The 15786-nt window shown below is 59.1% G+C and carries 13 protein-coding genes; 2 read left to right on the top strand and 11 right to left on the bottom strand.

Features of this window, described 5'->3' with window-relative positions:
• Positions 1-190: 190 nt before the first annotated feature.
• Complete coding sequence (locus tag AC3WN7_RS22425; protein WP_102674947.1) at positions 191-808, bottom strand: LysE family translocator; 618 nt, start codon at positions 806-808, stop codon at positions 191-193.
• A gap of 65 nt (positions 809-873) precedes the next feature.
• On the opposite strand from AC3WN7_RS22425, the gene AC3WN7_RS22420 reads away from it, so the two are divergent.
• Positions 874-1791: a LysR family transcriptional regulator gene (locus AC3WN7_RS22420; RefSeq protein WP_102674946.1), complete on the top strand. Its 918-nt coding sequence runs from the start codon at positions 874-876 to the stop codon at positions 1789-1791.
• Positions 1792-1879: 88 nt separating this feature from the next.
• Here the strand turns inward: AC3WN7_RS22420 and AC3WN7_RS22415 are convergent, their stop codons facing one another.
• The 4 genes from AC3WN7_RS22415 to AC3WN7_RS22400 form a co-directional block, all read right to left on the bottom strand.
• Positions 1880-2992: a class II histone deacetylase gene (locus tag AC3WN7_RS22415; RefSeq protein ID WP_008060378.1), complete on the bottom strand. Its 1113-nt coding sequence runs from the start codon at positions 2990-2992 to the stop codon at positions 1880-1882.
• A 64-nt stretch (positions 2993-3056) separates the two neighbouring features.
• Positions 3057-4520: a purine-cytosine permease family protein gene (locus AC3WN7_RS22410; RefSeq protein WP_008060375.1), complete on the bottom strand. Its 1464-nt coding sequence runs from the start codon at positions 4518-4520 to the stop codon at positions 3057-3059.
• A 176-nt stretch (positions 4521-4696) separates the two neighbouring features.
• Positions 4697-6484: a choline dehydrogenase gene (locus tag AC3WN7_RS22405; RefSeq protein WP_015094758.1), complete on the bottom strand. Its 1788-nt coding sequence runs from the start codon at positions 6482-6484 to the stop codon at positions 4697-4699.
• A 158-nt stretch (positions 6485-6642) separates the two neighbouring features.
• The gene (locus AC3WN7_RS22400) at positions 6643-7002 is read right to left on the bottom strand and encodes a cupin domain-containing protein (protein ID WP_102674945.1); all 360 of its coding nucleotides are present in this window, start codon (positions 7000-7002) and stop codon (positions 6643-6645) included.
• A gap of 112 nt (positions 7003-7114) precedes the next feature.
• On the opposite strand from AC3WN7_RS22400, the gene AC3WN7_RS22395 reads away from it, so the two are divergent.
• Positions 7115-8095, top strand: coding sequence for a LysR family transcriptional regulator (locus tag AC3WN7_RS22395; protein ID WP_102674944.1), 981 nt, complete (start codon positions 7115-7117; stop codon positions 8093-8095).
• 568 nt (positions 8096-8663) lie between these two features.
• Here AC3WN7_RS22395 and AC3WN7_RS22390 read toward each other — a convergent pair.
• The 6 genes from AC3WN7_RS22390 to AC3WN7_RS22365 form a co-directional block, all read right to left on the bottom strand.
• Positions 8664-9764, bottom strand: a complete 1101-nt coding sequence (locus tag AC3WN7_RS22390) for a polyamine ABC transporter substrate-binding protein (protein WP_095967179.1) — start codon at positions 9762-9764, stop codon at positions 8664-8666.
• Positions 9765-9846: 82 nt separating this feature from the next.
• Positions 9847-10659: a carbon-nitrogen hydrolase family protein gene (locus AC3WN7_RS22385; protein ID WP_102674943.1), complete on the bottom strand. Its 813-nt coding sequence runs from the start codon at positions 10657-10659 to the stop codon at positions 9847-9849.
• Positions 10660-11326: 667 nt separating this feature from the next.
• Positions 11327-12523 carry an ABC transporter permease gene (locus AC3WN7_RS22380; protein ID WP_102674942.1) on the bottom strand — a complete coding sequence of 399 codons (1197 nt, stop codon included), beginning with the start codon at positions 12521-12523 and terminating at the stop codon, positions 11327-11329.
• Positions 12523-13734 (bottom strand): ABC transporter permease, encoded by a 1212-nt coding sequence (locus AC3WN7_RS22375; protein ID WP_102674941.1) that lies wholly within the window; start codon positions 13732-13734, stop codon positions 12523-12525. The genes AC3WN7_RS22380 and AC3WN7_RS22375 overlap by 1 nt, the downstream gene beginning before the upstream one ends.
• Positions 13734-14420 carry an ABC transporter ATP-binding protein gene (locus AC3WN7_RS22370; RefSeq protein WP_095967183.1) on the bottom strand — a complete coding sequence of 229 codons (687 nt, stop codon included), beginning with the start codon at positions 14418-14420 and terminating at the stop codon, positions 13734-13736. Before AC3WN7_RS22370 ends, AC3WN7_RS22375 begins: the two co-directional genes overlap by 1 nt.
• Positions 14417-15568: an efflux RND transporter periplasmic adaptor subunit gene (locus AC3WN7_RS22365; RefSeq protein WP_095967184.1), complete on the bottom strand. Its 1152-nt coding sequence runs from the start codon at positions 15566-15568 to the stop codon at positions 14417-14419. The genes AC3WN7_RS22370 and AC3WN7_RS22365 overlap by 4 nt, the downstream gene beginning before the upstream one ends.
• Between the last annotated feature and the right edge of the window lie 218 nt (positions 15569-15786).

The following is a 15786-nucleotide window of genomic DNA, read 5'->3' as shown; positions in this document are numbered from 1 at the left end:
CAGCGTGCGAAAAAGGCGTTTTCACGAGTAAATGATCAGGCAGTTTGGGTAGACCGACTTTTTCAACAGAATCGGCCAGGAGCAGTCATTCAAACTGCCCAATTAAAGACTCATACACAAAAGAGTCAGGTCGAGAAACAACTCGAACATGCGGCGTGCTTGAAAGGCCCTGCGCAAGGGCTAATTCAACTCAGACTGAACGCTGAGCAATAGTCAGTAATATCCCGAAGCTCACGAGTAGGCCGCCAAAAACCCGGTCAATCCATTGTCGTGCAGCCACCAGTTTCTCGCGCACCATTCCCGCTGAGAAGCAAAGCGCGACGAGGCTGAACCACATTGCGTGCGCCCCAGCGATAAACAGCCCATATGCAATTTGCATTGTCAGGGCGGTGTCCGGTTGTATTACCCCCATGAACAGACTGACGATGAAGATCGATGTTTTCGGATTCAACGCGTTCGTGAGAAATCCCGTCCGCAGAGCTGCCAGGTCGGACATGGCGGGTGGCGGTGCGTCTAGCTGTTCGATAGCCGGCTTGGAACGAAGCATTTGGATGCCTAGATAGACGAGATACGCAGCTCCAGCCAGCTTCAGCGCATTGAACAACCAAGGCGTTTGTTGAAGCACTAACCCTAGTCCGAGCAGCGTATAGCAGACGTGGACAAGCACCCCCATACCAATTCCTACAGCTGTGAGGACGCCCGCCCGTCGAGACAGCAGCAATCCGTTGCGAGAAACCATGGCGAAATCTGGCCCAGGACTGATGCATGCGAGTATTGTAATGGTGATTACTGCTATCCATTCGCTCATGCGACACCCTTCAATTATTGGTAGTAGAAAGCGATTTTTACAGATCCTGCTCTTTGGTAATAACGATGGTTTCTGATGAATATAGTGACTTCAAATCACTAATCACCGAGGCTCGCCTGCCTTCTCTGCTCGCGTTGCGTTGCTTCGAATCCGCCGGACGGTTCGAAAACTTCGCACGCGCGGCTGACGAACTGCACCTGACACCAGGAGCCATAAGTCGAGCAGTGCGCTTGCTTGAAGAGGATCTGGGCGTTGACCTGTTCGAGCGGCGTAACCGAAGGGTTTTTTTAACTGACGCCGGCAAACGCCTGGCGAAAGCAGTTAGTGAAGGGCTTGGATTGATGAACCAGGCAGTTCGCGAGATACGCACCGACGCCCGTCGTACCCGCCAGCTTGTCCTGTCCTGCGAGCCAACGCTTTTAATGCGATGGTTGATTCCTCGCTGGAACGACTTCCAAACACAACATCGGGGGCTAGACATTCATTTAGTGGCCGGCGGCGGCATCTTTTCATTCGACCATGGCATCGACTTGGCCATTCGGCGGGACGATTTTCCTCGCCCCTCCGACTATCATGCTGAGACCCTATTCCCTGAGAAGATCGGCCCTGTATGCCGGCCGGAAAAGGTAGATCAATGGTTTGGCAAAAGCAGGAAATGCCTGCATTCCTCGGCCCCGCTGCTTCAGACTAATAGCCGACCTACAGCTTGGCAGGAGTGGGCTACTGCAAAAGGACTGCTCGCTCCTGCCATGGAGATGCAATCTTTTGAGCACTTTTATTTCAGCATCCAGGCGGCTGTCGCGGGCCTGGGGGTGGCCATTGGCCCATGGCACTTAGTGCATGACGATATCCAGAGCGGCGTTTTAGCCGCGCCATTAGGATTTATTGAAGACGGCTCACGCTATTGCCTGTTATCTCCCAACCCCCCTCAGCCAGGCAGCTTGGAAATGGATTTACTTAATTGGTTGCAGACAGTGGGCTGAGTCTTGTCGAGGCGCAGCGCTTGTCAGCACTGGCGCCTCATCGCCAAATGGCTCGCCCCCTTCGGTGGAAGGCTATTGAAATTCCCCGTTATCGCGCGCTCTTGGATCCATCAGGTACTCCCGTGAGAAGTTGTTCACACGCTCGTATCGCTGCGTCATGGTGCGGCAACAAAGCTTGTTCCGGAAGATTCGCGACTGTGTTCATCCATGGGTCCTCGACTGCGGTTCGCCGCCCTGCAAGTGTTTCAACCACGGCAAGACCGCAGAATGGTCCCATCAGCGGATCGTAGCCCCCCTCATGCACAGCGACGACCCGCGATTTGCACACTTCTTCAGCCAGATTCATCACCTGAGTCGTCAGCTCGCGATATGCCCCGGAGTACAAGAGTTGGCGTCCAAAGGGGTCCATCGCAGCGGAGTCAAATCCGCTCGCAATCACGATGAGATCCGGTTGAAAACGGCGGACCGCAGGCATTACGATACGCTCGAACGCGCCCAGGTAGGCCCCTCGGCCCGACCCTGCGGGTAGTGGAATATTCAGGTTAGCACCTAGTCCGGGACCCGTTCCGATGTCTTGTACCTTTCCGCGTCCGATGGGGTAAAGGTCGTCCTGGTGAAGAGAGATCGTCAGCACCGACGGATCGTCATAAAAAAGGGTCTCGGTCCCGTTACCATGATGAACATCCCAGTCGATGACCGCGACTCGTTTCACCGCTCCTGTTTGCTGCAGATGGCGGATTCCGACCGCGGTGTTGTGGAATATGCAATAGCCCATACCCTGATTGGCAATCGCATGATGTCCTGGCGGTCGAATGAGCGCGTAGGCGTTCGTCACAGTACCCGATACAACTGCATTGAACGCCGAGATGACAGCGCCTGCTGCAAGTCTGGCAATGTCTGCCGATCCTGGTCCGACGGGCGTTTCACCGTCGCCTGCATCGCTCCAGACAGGACCGGTCGGGTTCAGGATTCGATCGACATACTCCGGAGTGTGTACCCGCAACAGATCGGCTTCAGAGGCCGGAGTGAAGGGTAACGGAACAAGGTATTGATCGAGGCCGCTTCGCTTGACGAGGCTTGCAAAGCGTCGCTTGGTATCGCCCTTCTCAGGATGGTCGATGGGTTCCTGCCACGGTAGGCTCCAAGCCCGCGTGTCATGAGTCATAAATCTTTCGTCCCAAATCCAGCCGGTTGTCGTCATGGTTCTAACTCTACTTTTTCGTGTCGATAGGGATAAGTTCTTTGCCCGAAACATCGGGCTGCCTTCATAGCTCGCCAGCTATTCCTTCTTTTTCCACCAGGCTTCGCTCGTAGCTCAAATCAAGAGTCCGAGATGTGAGCAAATAGAGGAGGCTTGCGACTACAAGACCTACAAACATCGAGATGTCGATATCACCCATCCGGTGAGCTATCCATCCAGTGAAAGGCTCGGTGACAAAAAACGGCACCATCGTCACCAGTGCTCCGATATAGGCGACGTTTCCTTGCCATCCCCATCGGCCGTAAATACCGGCCGGATTGAAGAGTTCGCGGATCGAATAACACCCCTTGCGAACGATATAAAAGTCCACCAGGTTTATTGCAGTCCATGGTGTGAACAGATAGGCCAGAAATACCAATACGTTGCCGTAGAAAACATTGAATTGTTCCTCCCCGACCATTGCCGCGACAACGCCTACGGACAGGGTCATCGCGACGATTGTGATGCCCCTCAAAAACAACGATGGCCGGACCCGACGGAAACAGTCAACGATCGAGATCAGGGTCAAGCTGCCTCCGTAAGCGTTGAGCGCCATCACCACCAGAAGACCGATGAACAACAATGCGACGGCTATTCGACCACCTCCTGCCATCAGGGCGTCGCCACCTTGCGCGATCGCCATGATGACGGAGACGCCGGGGGTCGCTGCCGCGAGCAAGGAGCCAAGGCCGATCACCCATAGCGCCGATATCGCTGAAGGCAGATAGGTCCACAGGAACGACGATCGAGTGGAAACGGTGGGTGGGAGGTAGCGGGAGTAGTCCGATACGTATGGCGCCCAACCAAGCTGGAAACCTGCGACGATTACGAAGGTGGTCGCGAACGAATGCCATTGAATGGGCCCCGGAGTGAAAGCCCCCGAAGGAATCCCGCCCCGCGCCACTGCAGCAAAGGTGAGTATCACGACCGTCAAGGCCAGCGGTGCGACCAGGAATCGGTTAACCCGATGGATCCACCGGTAGCCATACAGCGCCAAGGTACCGGCGATCAATACTGCGATTGGGAACCCCCAGGAAGTTGGAATCCCGAGGAGGAAATGCAGACTCGATCCTGCAAGTATCGCGTCGGCGACGTTGTAGTTGAAGTAGTTCACAAAGGCGAAGACCCACACCGTAATTGCGGCCCCTAAAAATCCGAACTGTGCTCTGGACTGAACTAACTGCGGTAGACCCAGGTGAGGCCCCTGCGAAGAATGCAGAGCCATGAAAAGGGTTCCGAACAGTGAACCGAACACGGTGGCAACCAGAGTCCAGAACAGTGAACCGCCAAGCGCCAGTGTGGTAACGCCGGTAGCCATTGCGGTCAGGTTGATGTTGGCAACTAACCAGACCGCACCGAGATGTCGCACCGTGCCATGGCGCTCCGACACCGGTACGAAATCTACAGAGCGCCGTTCCGCACCATCGAGTCGGCCCTGCTGAATGACAGGCGTCACCGTGGCTGTTTTCCCGTTTGATGTCGTTCCCATTTTCTTGTTTTCCTAATTGAGATTGATCGGGGCTGAATCACTGAGGCTTCATTCATCAAGCTTTCTGGGGCACCCTCCAATTGCTGGTCAATCGCAGTAACTTTTATTACCTGTACAGCTGAAAGCAGAACGAAAGCTCGATTATGCGAAGCTTCGTTGCCCGGTAACGCTGTGACTCAACCCGCCACCATCGGCAGCTGTTGTCCCTTGGCATTTTCCAATAACGCGGCCGCTAGCCGATTTCGCTCGCTGGAATAGTCTCGGGTGATATTGGGGCCGCGTTGCCGGGTGGCCCATTGCGGATCTGCCAGTAACTCGGCGCCCTGCGCCTCCGGCAGGTGACGGCCACGAATCAAATCGGACAGCCGTTCGGCCAGCATCAGTGTTGGTGCCTGCAAGTCGCCAGCTGTGGCGGCGGGCATCAGCGAGGCATCTACCACCCGCAGCGCCTCCACGCCGCGCACCCGACCGTCGGGGAATGTCACCGCAGCTTCGTCGCTGCCCATACGACAAGTGCCGCAGGGATGGTAGGCGCTTTCCAACTTCTGCTTGAGAAAGGCATCTATGGCCGCATCGTCCTGCACTGCCGCGCCCGGGGCCAGTTCTCGGCCCCGATAAGGGGCGAAGGCCGGCTGGGCAAAGATCTCCCGCGTTAGGCGCACGCAGGCCCTGAACTCCGTCCAATCATCGCTATGGGTCATGTAGTTGAAGCGTACTCGCGGCAAACTTTCCGGACGGGCGTCACGCAGCCTGACCCAACCGCGGCTCTTCGAACGCTTTGTGCCGACATGCACCTGGAAGCCATGCCCGGCGGCGAGTGTCTGCCCGTCATAGGAGATGGCCAGCGGCAGGAAGTGAAACTGGATGTCGGGATAAACGATGCCCGCCCGGCTGCGAATATGACCGCCGCTCTCGAAGTGGTTGGTCGCACCAGGCCCGCGCCGGGTAGCGAGCCACTCGATACCGATCTTGGCCTTGCCCAGAAGGCTCTGGGTGGGAAACAGGCTAACCGGCTGGGTGCACTCCATCTGGAGGTAGAGCTCCATATGATCCATCAGGTTTTCGCCCACTTCGGGTGAGTCATGGATCACCGCAATACCCTGCTGCGCGAGCTCCCTCGCAGGTCCCACGCCCGAGCGCTTGAGGATCACCGGAGACATGATGGCCCCAGCTGACAGGATGACTTCCCGCGTGGCCATGGCTCGGGCAGGCTTGCCCGCTACCGAAAACAAAACACCGGTTGCTCGTCGGCCATCGAACATCACCCGGTCAACTAGGCCGCCCTTGATTACACGTACGTTCCCCCGGGCGATGGCAGGCCGCAGATAGGCCCGGGCAGCGCTCATGCGGCGCCCGTCGCAAACGTTCATTTCCATCGGTCCGAAGCCTTCGTGCTGCCGATTGTTCATGTTGTCACTTAAAGCGTAGCCGGCCTCGTTCCCGGCTTTGACGAAGGCCCGATAGAGTGGATTGGTTTCCGGCCCCCGCTTGATGTGCATCGGCCCATTGACCCCGCGCAGAGAGCCTCCGCCCTCGACGTTTTCCAGACGCTGGAAGTAAGGGAGCACGTTGGACCAGCGCCAGCCATCGGCACCCAGCGCCTCCCATAGCTCATAATCCATGGGGTTTCCGCGAACCCAACACATGCCGTTGATCGACGATGAGCCACCCAGCCCTTTGCCACGGGGCAGGTTCACTTGCCGCCCATCCAGGCCAGGCTCCGGCTCGGTCTTCATACCCCAGTTGAAGCGTTTGGTGTTCATCGGGATCGACAGTGCGGCCGGCATCGACACGAAGAGCGAGGCATCGCTGCCACCCGCCTCGATCACCAATATCCGCAAGTCCGGGTCTTCACCAAGGCGATTGGCCATAACGCAACCGGCTGCGCCGGCACCGACGATGATGTAGTCATAGCGCCCTTCGTCTTGCGGGCTGGATAACGATGTTTGCTTAAGAGTCGACATGGTAATGATTCCCACAGACGTAATGCTGGAGGCAGACCCATTCACCCCGCTCGGCAATGTCTGCGCCAGGTTCAGGGTCCGGGTTGGTTTAAAGGAGCGATTGCTCAGATTGGGCTTTGCGATTGATTGTTATGACTCGCACCCAACTCTTCAGCTGGCTAACCGACAATCACATAAAACTTCAACATCGGAACTGGCTGACGCCACACGCCACGAAACCCCTTGGGCACCAGAAAGGAATCACCTTGGGTATAGGTTTCGCAGAAACCGTCTGCTTCGAGAGTGACCTCGCCCTCCAGTACCACCATGAACTCATCAGCCGGATAATTCTCGTAACGCTCGGTGTAGGGTTCGCAGCGCCAGATACCCGACTTCACTGGTGGTTCGCTACGGCAGAAGTAGGCATGATCCAGGCCCATCGGCCGGCCTTCGATCAGTTCGGAATGTTCAAGAGCCTCGTTCGGCAATTGCTGCCAGTCACTTGGGCCGGTCGAAGAAAAACGGATTGGTAGGAGCATTATGAAACCTCGGAATTGCGTGTTGGGATTGACGTCCAAGCTAAAGTCAGGCTCATATACGGGCAAGTGACAAGATTTCAGCCTGAGTCACTTGAGGTTACGGAGCGCCTTCTTGAGAAAACACCAGTCGCTAACCGCGCTTCGCGCCTTCGAGGCCGTTGCCCGACTCAATAGCATTTCGTCCGCTGCGGAGGAGCTGCATGTAACGCGTCCAGCAGTGTCAAAACAGGTTACGCAGTTGGAAAGCGACATGGGCTGCCCCCTGCTCCAGCGTACGGGCAATGTGATCCGCCTGACTTCGGCGGGCCGCGAGTTGTTTGCTGCCCTGCAACAGGCCTTCGAGTTGATCAAGCTAACCACCGATACCATCAGCCGCCGGGCACGACGGGGAGAGCATCTACGGGTGTTGGTATGCCGTGACTTTGCGTCAAGCTGGCTGGCCGGCCAGGTTGGGAAGTTCTTGGTTGCCAATCCCGGGATATCCGTAGAAATCACCGCCGAAAACAACTTTAGCTTCCGCCTCGATGAGGATTTCGACTTCCGAATTTTCTATGGTATGCACGGAGCCAGGGCTGGCGCAGGACTGGAAGAAACTGAGCTGTGCCGCTGGATCGACGTTCTGGTCTGCACCCGCGGCTTTGCAGAAACCTATTTAGGTGAGGGCCACAAGCCTTGCGAAGCGCCTTACCTGATCGATGCCAATTACGATGTCTGGGACGAGTGGTGTACCCTGACCGGGCTGGTGCCTGGCGGCCCGCGTCGCCAGCAGACAGTGTTCAATGAAACCACCCTGTGCCTATCGGTTGCCGCATCAAGTGGCGGTCTGACCATCGGCGACAGCTTCCTTGCACTGCCCGCCATCCAAACAGGCGAGCTGATCGTCCCCTACCCACTGGGCCTAGTCAGCGCGCAGAGCTACAGTCTGTTCAAACCCAAGGCAAGACCGAACTCACCGGCCAGCCAAAAATTTGAGACCTGGCTACGCGGTGCGATAGATACCTACCAAGTGACAGTGCGGCAAGCGCTCGCGGAAAAAGGTATTCGAGTAGTGGAGCGCACCGATGCTATCGACCAAAGCGCCCCTATCGGCTGAGCGTGCTGGACCAATTACGGAACTCACCGTTATTAGAGCGTCGCTTCTGGCCACGCCATGTCTGGCGGGCTTCCAATTCAGCAGTTTGAGCCGTGGTGACCTAGGTCTATTTCTTTTTTCTCGCGTCACTCATTAATGCTTGATGGGTGAGCGGGACAGAGTAACTCCCGCTGATGCTGTCCCGTCAACCGTCGAAACTCTATCTGATTTTCAATTGCATAGAGACAATTCTTGCCTTTGGCGCCATGCAGCTCTGGGCAAATACCAACTGCTTGTAAACGTCTGCTTTTGGCCGATTGTGTTGAAAAAGTCGACCATGGTTTGCGCATCCGAAAAGTACGCGTCCGAGATTGAAATCTTTACTTTTGGCAGAGGCTTCCGGACTCGGATTTCACGTAGCAGCGTGCGAAAAAGGCGTTTTCACGAGTAAATGATCAGGCAGTTTGGGTAGACCGACTTTTTCAACAGAATCGGCCAAAAGCGGACACTGTCTTTGTGCATTAACCTCTCAATCAAACTTCCCTGCGGCTTGCCCTGAAGCAAGCAGCGAGAAGGCGATCAACGGGATTCAGGTTCCGCTTTTAACCTTGCTCCAGACCCGGGTACGAATGCGCTCAATTTTGAGAGGGAGAGGCTGGTCGGGGAACAGCGTGGCCAGGGTTGCTGCCGGAGGATAGACGTCAGGATTGTTTCTCAGCCCCTCATCGACATAGAGCATGGCGCTCTTGTTGCCGTTGGGATAACCCAAGTAATTGGAGCTTTTAGCGATGATCTCGGGACGCATCATGTAGTTGATGAAATTCATGCCTTGCTCCGGATGGGGAGCGTCCTTGAGCAACACCAGAGTTTCCACCCATACCGACGAGCCTTCGCGCGGAATGCGGTAGGCCAGTTGGCGACCGTTATTGGCCCGTTCGGCGTTGACCTTCGCGTCATATACCCCACCCGACCAGGCCACCACGGCGCAAATATTGCCGTTGGCCAGGTCAGTGATGAACCGTGACGAATCAAAGTAGGTGATGTAGGGACGGATTTTGAGCAGTAGCGCTTCGGCTTTTGCATAGTCATCTGGGTTCTTGCTGTCGGGTGGCAAGCCGAGATAATGCAAGGCGATCGGAATGATCTCGCTTGGGGAATCGAGCATCGCAACACCGCATTGGCTGAGCTTGGCGATGTTTTCTTCCTTGAAGATCAGATCCCAGGAATCCACCGGGGCAGCCGCACCCAGTACCTTGGCCACCTGATCCACGTCATAGCCGATGCCCGTAGTGCCCCACATGTAGGGGATCGCATAGCGATTACCGGGATCGTTCTGCGCAACCTTGGCGAGAATCTCGGGATCAAGGTTCGACCGGTTGTTCAATTGGCCGCCATCCAGTTCCTTGAGTACGCCCGCCTTGATCAGGTTGGGCAGCGCACTGCTCGTCACCACCACTACGTCGTATCCGCTCCGTCCAACCATCAACTTGCTCTGCATCACTTCAGAGCTGTCAAAGGTATCAAGCACCATGGGTGTACCGGTTTCCTTCTCGAATTCCTTTGGCGCTTCGGGGGCAATGAAGTCATACCAGTTGTAAAAGTTCACACTTGGGGCCTGCGCCCAACTGGCGCCCATGCCCAGCCCGAAGAAGGTAAACAGGCTAACGTGCAGCAAACGCATAGATTTCATGGGGTGCTCCTGGCGAATCGGCCTTCGATCGGGGATCCGCTGCAAAATTGTTCTTATTTGAAATCGAAACAGCATTCGCCGCTCAGGGAATCAATAACTCGCGGCGACCATCCGGCTGTACATTGAGAGCGCCGTGTAATTGCAAGCGTTTCTCCGTGCGATAGTCATAGAGTGCGCGTGCCGGGATGATCCGCGTCATGTCCAATTCCACGACATGTCGACACTCCTGCGATCCGGCTTCAAACAGTCGCTGGCCGAACGGGTCGACCACCGTACTGCCCCCTGCGAAGATTTCACCTGCGCCCTCGCCGACCCGGTTAACCATGGCGGCGAAGACCTGATTTTCCTGGGCTCTGGCGGCAACGGCGGTATGGTGCACGTGGCCGTAAGGCTCCATGTTGCCATCAGTGATTAGAATCAGCTCAGCGCCGAGTGCCGCCAATGCGCACGCACTTTCCGGAAATTCGATGTCATAGCAGATCAACAGCCCGATACACACGCCGCGCCATTGCACTGTCGAAAAACGGTCGCCTGGCAGTACGAGGGCGGGTTCGCCAACCCACAAGTGAGTCTTTCGATAACTGAGCGCCACGCCTTCCGGGGTTATGAATAACGTGGTGTTGTAGAAGCTCTCGCCATCGCGTTCGATCAAACCCACAACCACCGCGATATCTCGCTCCCGGGCGACAGCGCAGATCGCCTGGACGCTGGACCCGGAAACGGGCTCGGCGAACCGGGCAATATTCTCGTGGCTTAGAAAGCCGGTGATATACGACTCGGGGAAAATTACGATATCGGTGCCAGGTGCGCTTTCGGCAATCGCTCGCAGGATGCGTTCCAGGTTGTAAGCGACATCGCCATCGCGACCCGCCAACTGTACGAGTTCAAGTTTCATTGTCAGACCTTCAGGTAAATAGCGTCCTGGCCAGGAAGCGGATGACTTTGTCAAAGGCCCAACAAGTATGCGTATCGTGAAAAAAGTTCCTATCACGCAGAATAAGTACCCCCAAAGGGGTAGAAGACGGAAATGACAGGGAAGTACCGCTGAAGAATCCAGGCGATCTTTTGCATCGACCGATTGAATCCACACTCGATTGCAGACCTTCAGGAGGGGCAGCTATCGGCCGACACTGTGTAAAAACGTTTTCGACCAGTAATAGCGGGCTGAGTCGTGTCAAATAACGCGTTCCCACGCCAATTTCAGGTCTTCCGACTGACCGCAACACCGGCTGATTTCACGTAGCAACGCAGACTTCAAAATGGCACCTGCGTTTTTACACAGCCTGGGCCATTTGCAGTCGTTAGCGAACGTCTGCAATGGTCGGTTGCAGCCCTTCGTTACAGGCCTCAACCGACCCTAAGCGATCACTCGAAACATTGATCAACGTAAACCCGTAGGAATGTATCCTCTATGGACACTCTGAATTCCGAGGACTTGTTGCCGGAGTTTTGCACTCGGTTTTTGCCGCCGCCCCCCCCATTAAAATCACCAGCCCAGCGCCGGCGTTTTCGTTTTCGTCACCCAGCGCACAGCCAGCCCCTCAGGCTCATTGGCCTGGCTGCTATTCACTGCGCAGAGCCGCCACCGGATGCAGGCGGGCCGCCCGCAGTGCCGGCGCCAGGCCGGCGAGAATGCCGAGCACTGCCGCCAGCAGCAGTGCCAGCAGCAGAAACATTGGCTGCAGCGCCAGGGGCAGGCTCGGCATGGCCAGGTGCAGTAGCCCGAGCAGCAGGCCCATCAACAGCAGACCCAGCAGACCACCGGTCAGGGACAGCAGCGTCGCTTCGGCGAGAAACAGCCCGAGCACTTGCCGCGGACTGGCACCAATCGCCCGCAACAGGCCGATTTCCGCCGTGCGCTCGCCCACAGTGGTGGTCATGATGGTGAGAATGCCGACGGCGCCGACCAACAGGGAAATGCCCCCCAAGGCACCGATGGCCAGGCTCAGGGTGCCGAGAACGCGGTTGAAGCCGCGCAGCATGTCGTCCTGGGTGCTCAGGCTGAAGTCCTCCTCGCCGTGCCGTTCGCCGAGCACCTGGCGAATCTGCCCGCTCAACGCCCGCGAAGTGGTGCCGGCGCCGAACACCACATGGACTTTGACCACCCCGGTGCGGTTGAACAGGCTTTCGGCCCAATCCACCGGGATGTAGGCGATATCGTCGAGGTTGAAGCCGAGCAACTGGCCCTTCTGCGCCATCACGCCGATCACCCGGAAACGCACGCCGCCGACGCGGATCAGCTCGCCCAGCGGATTGCGTGCACCGAACAGCTCGACACGCAGCTGATGGCCGAGCACCACATAGGGCGGCGAACGACCGTCACGGGCCACGGGCAGGAACTCGCCCAGGCTCAGTTGCATGCGCCAGGCCTGCGCCAGCTGATGGCCGCCACCGAGAATGTCGCTGCGCCGGCTCAGTTGACCGAACTGGACATCCCCGCTGCCCGGAATGATCGGCACCGCCGCCTCGACATGCGGCAAGCGCCGCAGGGCGTCGGTATCACTGAGGGTCAGTGGCCGTACGCTGCCGAGCAGACCGCCGAGGCCGCTGGTCTGGGTCTTGCCCGGGCGCACAGTGATGATCCGCGTACCAAACTGCGAGAAGTTCTCCAGCACATAGCCGCGCACGCCTTCGCCTATGGCCGTGAGCAGCGCCACGGCAGCTATCCCGATCGCGACCCCGAGCAGGGTCAGCAGGCTGCGCAAGGGGCGACAGGTCAGCGCCGAGCTGGTCAGCCGGAAGCCATCTTGCCAGCGCATCAGTGCGCTCCCGGCGGGCGTAGCGCCGCCACCGGTTCCAGCGCTGAGGCCCGCGCGGCCGGCAGCCAGGCAAACAGCAGCGCCGTGCAGAGTGCCAGCAGCACCGCGCTGGCCCGCGCCCACCAGGGTGCATAGAGCGGCAGATCGAACGCCAGGCGCCCCAGCCAGAGCAAGGTTTCGGCCAGCAGCAGCCCCGCCAGCGCCCCCGCCAGGGCGAGCAGCGCCGCCTCGCCGAGGAACAGCAGACGCAACTGCGCCGCCGTCACACCGATGGCTTTGAGCAGGCCGATCTCGGCGCTGCGCTGGCTCACCGCAATCCAGGTCACGTTCATGATCAGAATGCCTGCCACCAGCAGGCTGATCGCGGCAATCCCGGCCACCGCCAGGGTCAGCACCGTGAGTATCTCGTCGAAGGCACTGAGCAGGCTGTCCTGGCTGATCAGGGTGATGTCTTCCTCACCCTCGTGACGCTCCTTGAGCGCGGCGAGTATCTGCCGCTTGCTGCGCTCGAGAAAGCTCGGTCCACGCACCTCGACAAACACTCGCAACAACCCCTCGCGATTGAACAAGGCCTGGGCATTGGCCACCGGGATGATCAACATTTCGGCGAAATCCATCCCCAGGGATTCGCCCCGCTCACTGAGGATACCGACCACCCGAAAGCGCCGGTCGCCGGCGCGCAACCATTCACCCAGGGCCGGGCCCGCACCGAATAGCTCGCGCCGGAGTTTGCCGCCGATCACGCAGACGGCCTCGGTCTGCTCAGGGTCCAGCTCGGGCAGGGGCTGGCCCTGGACGACCGTCAGTTGGCGAATCGCGAAGAAGTCCCGGGTGGTGCCCAGGGTCAGCACCTCACGATTGCGATTACCGACTATCACCTCCATCTGCCCGGCCTGCATCGGCGCGACCCGGCGGATGCCCGGCAACCGGGTGATGGCCTGGACGTCCTGCAAGGTCAACTCGTGCGGCGTCAGGCCGGTGAGCGGCGGCATGCGCCCCGTGGTTTCCTTGCGGCCCGGGAAAACGATCAGGATGTCGCGCCCGAGCAGCGAGAACTCGTTCAGGACGAAGGCCCGCGCGCCCGCGCCGAGACCGGTGAGCAGATTGACCGCCACCACCCCGATAGCGATGGCCAGCAGCAGCATCAGACTGCGCGAGCGATGCCCGCGCAAGGCGCCGAGCCAGAAGGCCAGGGCATCGGCGGCGCGCATCAGGCCAGCGCCTGCTGCGACGCGGCACTGTGGATCCGCCCGTCACGCATGTGCAACTGGCGCTGCGCGCGGGCGCCCAGGCTGGCATCGTGAGTCACCACTATCAGGGTCAGCCCCTCCTCGTTGAGCTCCTCCAGCAGGGTGAAGACTTCGGCGCCGGCCTGGCTATCGAGATTGCCGGTGGGCTCGTCGGCCAACAACAGAGCCGGTTGCATGACCATCGCCCGGGCGATGGCAACGCGCTGACGCTGACCACCGGACAGCTCGCCCGGGCGGTGGGCAATGCGATCGCCCAGCCCCAGGCGCGCCACCAATTGGCTGCTGCGCTTGCGCCGTTGCGCCGCGCCGATGCCGGCGAGGACCATCGGCAGTTCGATGTTTTCCAGCACCGTCAGCCGTGCGATCAGGTGGTAGGACTGGAACACGAAACCTATCAGTTGGCTGCGCAATTGGGCGCGCCGCGCCTCGCTCAGCGTCGCCGTGGCCTCGCCCTGCAGCCAGTATTCGCCGGCGCTCGGCGCATCGAGCAAACCGAGGATGTTCAGCAGGGTCGACTTGCCCGAGCCCGACGGGCCCATCACCGCCATGTAATCACCGGCGGCGATGTCCAGATCCAGGCCGTCCAGCCCCATCACCTGCTGCTCGCCCAACTGGAAGGTGCGGCTGCCGCCGCGCAGGCGGATCATTGCTGAGTCTCCGCCGCATCCACCGGGATCACCGACACGGTGTCCTTGAGCCCTTCCTGCTCGAGGCTGGCGACTATGCGCGCGTCCTCGTCCAGCCCTGCGAGCACTTCGGTCCAGCGCCAGTTGCTCAGCCCGGTTTGCACCTCCACCTCGCGCAACACCCGGGCGCTCGGGTCATAGCGCAGCACGCGCTGCCCCTCCAGCAGGGTCTCGGTGGGGATGCGCAAAGCACGTTCGCGCTGCTCCAGGAGGATCTCGACATCGGCGCTGTAGCCGGTGAGCAGGACCAGATCGGCCGGCGGCTGGTCGAAGCGCACCTCGACATCGACGGTGCGCGCCTGTTTCTCCAGTTCACGCACATAGGGTGCGATGCGGCTGACGCGGCCGGCGAATTGCTGGCCACGGAAGGCATCCAGGGTGATCCGCACCGCGGTTCCGGGGCGAACCCGGGCAGCGTCCACCTCATCGATCGGTGCCTCGACATACAGGCAGCTGTCGTCGATCAGGTCGACTGCCGGCGGCGTGGGAATACCCGGCGGCGAAGGGGTGACGAACTCGCCGAGTTCGCCGTTGATTTCTGCGACTATGCCGGCGAATGGCGCACGCAGGGTCGTCTGCTCCAGCAGTGAACGCTGCAACTGCAGGCTGGCGTCGGCCTCGCGGATCAGCACGGCACTGGCATTGCACATCAGCTTCGCCAGGTTAGCCTTGGTCTCGGCCTGATCGAGGCGATCGGCGGCAACCAGCTTGCGGTCGGCCAGTTGGCCCAGGCGATCGAGGTCGCGTCGGTCCAGATGAGCCTGCTGACAGCGCTGTTCGCGGGCGTTGCGTTGGGCCTCCAGTCGCGCCTCGGCCTCCTGCAACCGGGCCTGCTGCTCGACCTGCCGCAAGCGCATGAGCACCTGACCCGCCTCGACCCGCTGGCCCTCGGCGATCAGCAACTCGGCAACCTGGCCGCCGACATTGAAGGACAGATGCGAGCGCCGACAGGACTTCAGCGTACCCGCGCGGGTGTTGGCCACCAGCGTCTCCACCGGCCCGCGCTCAACCTCCAGCAGCCTGACCGGCAACGGCTGTGGTCGACTCAACCAGCCGCCCAGTACCACCAGACAGGCCAGAATCGACGAGCCAATCAATAATCTGCGCATGGACTGTACCTCCTCCCCACATGGCTTGAGCCTAGGTCAGGAGGGTAAAAGCTCAACGCAAAACGTCATTTATCCGACGTTTTTCAGACGAGCGTCAGACTAGCGCCAGATAAATGGCGAATGAGATTTATTTCTCTCGCAACGGCTGTTCGCCAGCCATGCCAACTCAATAGAATTCCTTGCCGCGGCGACGCTGCGACGTCGAAATATCTCCGCAA

Source organism: Pseudomonas sp. FW305-70, from assembly GCF_058783925.1.
Note: the sequence above shows the minus strand (reverse complement) of the source record. Positions and strands in the feature narration are given on the sequence as shown.